Annotated in this window: 5 protein-coding genes and 1 pseudogene; 5 read left to right on the top strand and 1 reads right to left on the bottom strand. The window is 69.1% G+C overall.

Annotation, left to right across the window (positions count from 1 at the left end; all coding sequences use genetic code 11):
* Positions 1-1433 (bottom strand): carotenoid oxygenase family protein (locus AB0I10_RS40095; RefSeq protein ID WP_363157681.1); only part of this gene is annotated, 1433 nt, incomplete at its 3' end.
* A 213-nt stretch (positions 1434-1646) separates the two neighbouring features.
* Here AB0I10_RS40095 and AB0I10_RS40090 point away from each other — a divergent pair.
* The 5 genes and pseudogenes from AB0I10_RS40090 to AB0I10_RS40070 all read left to right on the top strand — a co-directional run.
* On the top strand, positions 1647-2216 hold the full coding sequence (locus AB0I10_RS40090) for a PadR family transcriptional regulator (protein ID WP_363157680.1): 570 nt from the start codon (positions 1647-1649) through the stop codon (positions 2214-2216).
* A 249-nt stretch (positions 2217-2465) separates the two neighbouring features.
* Positions 2466-2731: pseudogene (locus AB0I10_RS40085) on the top strand (IS5/IS1182 family transposase); the annotation flags it as partial.
* Positions 2732-2998: 267 nt separating this feature from the next.
* Positions 2999-3352, top strand: coding sequence for a hypothetical protein (locus AB0I10_RS40080; protein WP_363157679.1), 354 nt, complete (start codon positions 2999-3001; stop codon positions 3350-3352).
* 530 nt (positions 3353-3882) lie between these two features.
* Complete coding sequence (locus AB0I10_RS40075; RefSeq protein ID WP_363157678.1) at positions 3883-4740, top strand: helix-turn-helix transcriptional regulator; 858 nt, start codon at positions 3883-3885, stop codon at positions 4738-4740.
* An 84-nt stretch (positions 4741-4824) separates the two neighbouring features.
* Positions 4825-5256, top strand: a 432-nt coding sequence (locus tag AB0I10_RS40070) for an SDR family NAD(P)-dependent oxidoreductase (RefSeq protein ID WP_363157677.1), incomplete at its 3' end; no start/stop codon positions are given.

Raw genomic sequence — 5256 nt, 5'->3', positions numbered from 1 at the left:
CGCGCCGTTAACCCCACCCTCGCCGGGGGGCTGGCTCGGGGGGGGGTGGGGGGGGGGGTGGTCTGGGCGGGGTCGGGGATCCAGCTGCCGTGGAAGCCGAGCGGCACGCGCGCGGGCAGGTGCACGGTGGCGATCGGGTCGCCGGTGAAGTCCTGTCCGGAGAGGATGACCAGATCGGTGGCACCGCGGGCGGGATCGAAGACGTAGGCGAGGACGTAGCCGTCGTCCTCGGTCTGCGCGTCCTGTGCGGGCACGAAGTACGCCTCGCTGGTGTAGTGGCCGGCGCCGAAGCCGCGGACCGTGGTGGTCTGCCGGTCGAGGTCGTGCTTGATCAGCGCGTTGCTGAACGCGTCGTCGGGCAGCCCGTCCAGGCCGCCGGCCGGGCCCACGTAGCGGTTCAGGTCCGCGATGACCGCGGAGTACCCGTAGCGATGGGCGCCGGTGACGACGGCCGGACTGACCACGGGGAACTCCTGCGGGCGGTCGTCGAGGCGGGTCTCGGTGACCTTCCCGGTGACCGTGTCGATGACCCAGCGGTCGAGCGTGGGAAGGCTGTTGCCCATCAGCTCGGCCCCTGCGAACATCCGCGGGTAGCGCACGACGTCCACCACGACCGTGTCGCCCTGGTCGTAGGCGTTGAGGGTGTGGAAGACCCAGCACGGATCGACCTCGAACCAGCGCACCTCGGTACCGCCCCGGGGTAGCAGGCCGATCCGGCCGCCGCGGGCCTCGCTCCAGGCCAGCGGGAGCGCCTGGCCCGCCGCAGCGGCAGCCCGGCTGAAGGTGACCGGGAGGTCGTAGAGCACGGCGTACTTCTGGGTCAGCGCGAAGTCGTGCATCATCGGCGAGTGCGGGGCCGGGATGTCCACGCTGCGCACGACCTTGCCGAGCGGAGAGACGACCAGGTAGGTCAGCGTGTCACCGTCGGTGTCGTAGGCCACGGCGTGCAGTTCTCCGGTGGCGGGGTCCAGCTTGGGGTGGGCGACGAAGCCGTCGCGCAGCGTGCCGTCGAAGTCGCAGGCTCCCACGGTGTCCAGGTCGTAGGTGAGTTCGTAGGGCCGGAAACCGCCTTCGACCAGGGCGAAGGTGCGGTCGGCGTGGCCGATGACATGGGTGTTGGGGCCGAGGTCTCTGCGGCGCGTCGAGGCGCCCGGGCGGGGTTGCTCGCCGAGTGCCTGCGCGACGCCGGCCGAGCGCACCCAGCGGTTGCGGTACCACTCGGCCTTGCCGTCACGCAGCCGTACGCCGTGCACCATGCCCGCTCCGGTGAATAGGTGGAGCCGGGGCTCGTCGAGGTCCAAGGGGTTGGGTCCGTTGCGCAGGTAGCGGCCGTTGAGCTCGGCGGGGATGGTGCCGGTGACCGGCAGGTCGAAGGAGGTGACCTCCTCGGCGACCGGCGTGAAGGCGCCCTTGTAGGGGTTGTTGGGGTTCATCCGCTGTCCTCTCCTCTCACGATGGCGTTGCGTCCGGCGCTGCGAGCCGGGCTGTCGACGGCGGGCCCGGTCGCGAGGAGCCCGGGACCGGCGCCACACCTCCACCTTACTCAAAAATATGAGTAATCAAGAAGCAGAGTAGAGTGAGAGGGCCGGTACCCCACCGGCACCCCGCGGGCCCAGCGGCGTGACATGGATAGGAGACCGACGATCATGGCTCTACGGCATGCGGTGCTGGCCGCGCTGCTGGACGGCGAGTCGAGCGGCTATGAACTGGCCAAGGCGTTCGACGTGGGCGTGGCCAACTTCTGGCACGCGCTGCCGCAGCAGCTGTACCTGGAGCTGACCAAGCTGGAGAAGGACGGCCTGATCCAGGGCCGTGCCGTGATCCAGGAGACCCGTCCGACCAAGCGGCTCTTCTCGGTGACCGACGCCGGCCTCGACGAGCTGGAACGGTTCGCCCAATCCAGCGCCAAGCCGACGTTCATTCGCGACGACCTTCTGGTCAAGGTGCAGGCCGTGGACAGCGTGTCCGCGAACGCGGTGATCGAGCAGCTTGAGGAGCGGGCACTCATCGCCGCCGCCAAGATCGACATCTTTGAGCGGATCCTGAATCGCCATCGCGGCGACATCGATGAGCAGGAATTCCTGACCTCCGCCGACCGGATCGGGCCATACCTGACCTGTCAGCGCGGCCTCCGCTTCGAGCAGGAGACCGCCGACTGGTGCACGCAGACCGCTCAGATCCTCCGCGAGCGATGCGGGATCGGCGCCGATACGTGACCGTGGCGCCGGCGCCACCGGCGCCAGTGCGGCGACGCGACTTCAGTGCGGGCACCGGACCGGTTCTCGGTCGACGCACGCGCGCGTCTATACGACTACGGGGCATAGGACCAGGGGGTCACGCCACGCTCGGGTGTACAACGCGGCGAGTGGCGGGATGCGGTCAACCCCTGGGGTGCGGCACATTTTGAGAAGAGCGTATGGCCTGGGCGCGGGAACCGATGGAGTTAAAGAGCGCCGACGGCAGGCGCACTGGCTCAGTTGGGCTTCACCGGAGAGATCGCCCGCAAGGGCGCCCCACCCCGATCCAGGCCGACAAGAGATGGGTGGTGGAGCGAAGCCACGCGTGGATGTACGGCTTCGCCAAGTTGCGGCGCTGCACCGAGAAGAGCTGCCGTGTCGTGGACTTCTACCTCTACGTGTCCGCAGCGATCGTTTCGCTGCGTATCCTCATCCGCCGCGCGGCCCCTCGCTACCGCTGGGACAGACGCCCCACCACCAAGCGCCTGACGTGACGCCTACTGCCGGGTGCTCCAAGTCAGATGGATCTTGCATACGGCTGCGATCTCGAACTGTGGGGCGCACGGTTGTTGTCAGCCGGATCCGCGGGGGTATGCCAGTCGCATGCTGGGCGAACACGACGAGCTGACGGCCAGGGCCACGTGAGTCCGCGGCCGGTCTCACCCCGAATAGCAGCCTTGCGGGCAGAGCGCCAAGCCCGGCTGCGCACTGAGTACGAGGCCGGGACGGTGGCCCGATGCATCCGGATAGAGCCAGATCGCGTGGCCGAATTCGGTGACCCGTTCGCAGCCCTGGCTGCGCTGCGGGCGATGACGGGAACCATGCCCCGCCGGGAGTACCGCAACCGGCTGCTCGTCATGGTCGCCCGCCAGCACGAGATGACGGATGAGGAACGGGCTGCGGAGGCAAGGTTCCGCAAGCTCCGGGAGAACCGCCGACGCCAGGAGCGCTTTCGCAGCCGTCCGCGCGACGCCTACACGCGGGAAGACATCCACGAGCGGGCTGGGGGACGCTTCCACCTCCTATCCACGACGCTGAACCGCGCCCTGACCTGCTGGGCTGGCAGGCATCGGCGGGAGCCCGCCCTCGGCGCCCCACTCATGATCTGTCCCTGAACCCGATGCCGGTCCAATTGGAATGCTGAGCGTGGCCGCCGCGGACAACCTTCCGGCCTCACCGAGTCCATATCGGGCGCGGCCCGCCCCTGTCACGGCACGAGAGTTCACGCGGACGAGGGATGTACTAGGCACCTGCAACGTAGTAATTCGCGGAAAGGAGAGGGAGCTTCCTGCGTGGCACGCGATAGACAGCGTCGGTCGTGCGCGTCTACGCCAGCCGCAGCTCCCCGCGCATCACTGGCATGTGCGTATGGTTCAAGTCCCCCCTCGGACACGTATTCCTCGGTGAGGATCTCGCGTTGTGTGTGCGTGCCGCAGCGGCGAGCTGGTGGCGGGCGGTGGTTTGCCCGCTCCGGGCCTCGGTGATCCATCCGGCTACGAGGGCATTCGCCGACGGTGACTGCCCGGCACCGCAAGTCGGAGACCGCGGAGAGGAGTTGGCGCTGCGCTTGTCGACGGCCCCCGGGACGTGGGGCGTTGGCTCGGGGGCCGTGGGGCGCGACCACGGCGCTGTCTAGCATGGGCGGATGAGTATTTCCGGACTTTCTGTGGACGCAAGGCGACGGCGCAGCGCCGAGCTGCGTGAGTTCCTACGGTCGCGGCGGGCGCGGCTGACGCCCGGGGATGTGGGGATGCCCGGGGGTGGCGGGCGCCGTACGCCAGGATTGCGGCGGGAGGAGGTGGCGGTGCTGGCCGGGGTGGGGGTGTCCTGGTACACCTGGCTCGAACAGGGTCGGGAGATCAATGTGTCGGCCGACGTCCTGGATGCCGTCGCGCGGGTGCTGCGGCTCGACGGCGCGGAGCGGGAGCATCTGTATCTGCTGGCCGGGTTGAACCCGCCGCAGTCGCCTCCGGCCGCCCGGGAGATCTCGCCCCAGCTGTTGCGGGTGATCGACGGCTGGCTGCCGCGTCCCGCCTACGTCATCGACCGGCACTGGCATCTGGCCGCGGTCAACCGTGCCGCCCGTGTGGTGTTCGGATACGGCGAGGACGACCACAACTGCCTGGTGAGTTTCTTCACCAACGCCCGCTTCCGGTCGGAGATTTGCCACTGGGAGGACGCCGCGCGGGCGATCGTCGGGCAGTTCCGGGCGGATGCGGCCCGATACCCGGACGACCCGGAATTCGGCCGTATGGCCGCCGACATGTGCGCGGCGAGCCCCGCCTTTGCGGAGGTCTGGGCGGAGCATCCCGTCGGCACCGCGACCGAGGGCACCAAGGCGCTGGCTCATCCGGCAGGCGGTGAGCTGGTCTTTGAGTACACCGCACTGCCGCTTTCGGACCTGCCGGGCCATCGACTGCTGCTCTACACCCCTGCGGACGGGACCGGCACCGAGGCCCGTCTGGCCGCGCTGCTGGGCGTACGGGAGTCCGGCGCGGCCTGAAGTCCGCGGGCCCAGGGTGGTGGTGGCAGACCCAGGCTCAGCCGACACTGCCGGCCCTCGGCGAGCCGCTCGAGGATCGTCGTCATGAACCGATTCACGAACAAGACGGTCCTGATCACCGGCGGCTCCAGCGGGATGGGGTTCGCTGCCGCATGGCGGCTGCTGGACGAGGGCGCGTATGTCGTCATCACCGGTCGTGACCAGGGCCGACTGGACTCCGCGGTCGCCCGGCTCAACGCCGCCGAGCGGGCTCTCGCGGTCCGCGCCGACGTGTCGTCCCTGGCCGATCTCGATCACCTGATGCGGCGGGTGGAGACTTGGCGGGGCGGTCTGGACGCCGTCTTCGCCAACGCAGGCGTCGGGATCTTCAAGCCCGCTGCCGAGATCACCGAGGCTGACTTCGTCCACACCGTCGACGTCAACGTCAAGCTCAACTACCTTCAGCCGGCCGATGCACTGGCCGCGTTCACCAGGGGAAAGGTGGACGCCTGGGCGGTGTGGGACCCGTACACCTCG

Origin of the sequence: Streptomyces sp. NPDC050636 (genome assembly GCF_040654775.1) — a bacterium.
In the GTDB taxonomy this organism is placed as follows: Bacteria; Actinomycetota; Actinomycetes; order Streptomycetales; family Streptomycetaceae; genus Streptomyces.
Note: the sequence above shows the minus strand (reverse complement) of the source record. Positions and strands in the feature narration are given on the sequence as shown.

Excerpts from the sequence above, each read along its gene's own strand:
- AB0I10_RS40090 (WP_363157680.1), top strand. The coding sequence starts at position 1,647 with ATGGCTCTACGGCATGCGGTGCTGGCCGCGCTGCTGGACGGCGAGTCG.
- AB0I10_RS40075 (WP_363157678.1), top strand. The coding sequence starts at position 3,883 with ATGAGTATTTCCGGACTTTCTGTGGACGCAAGGCGACGGCGCAGCGCC.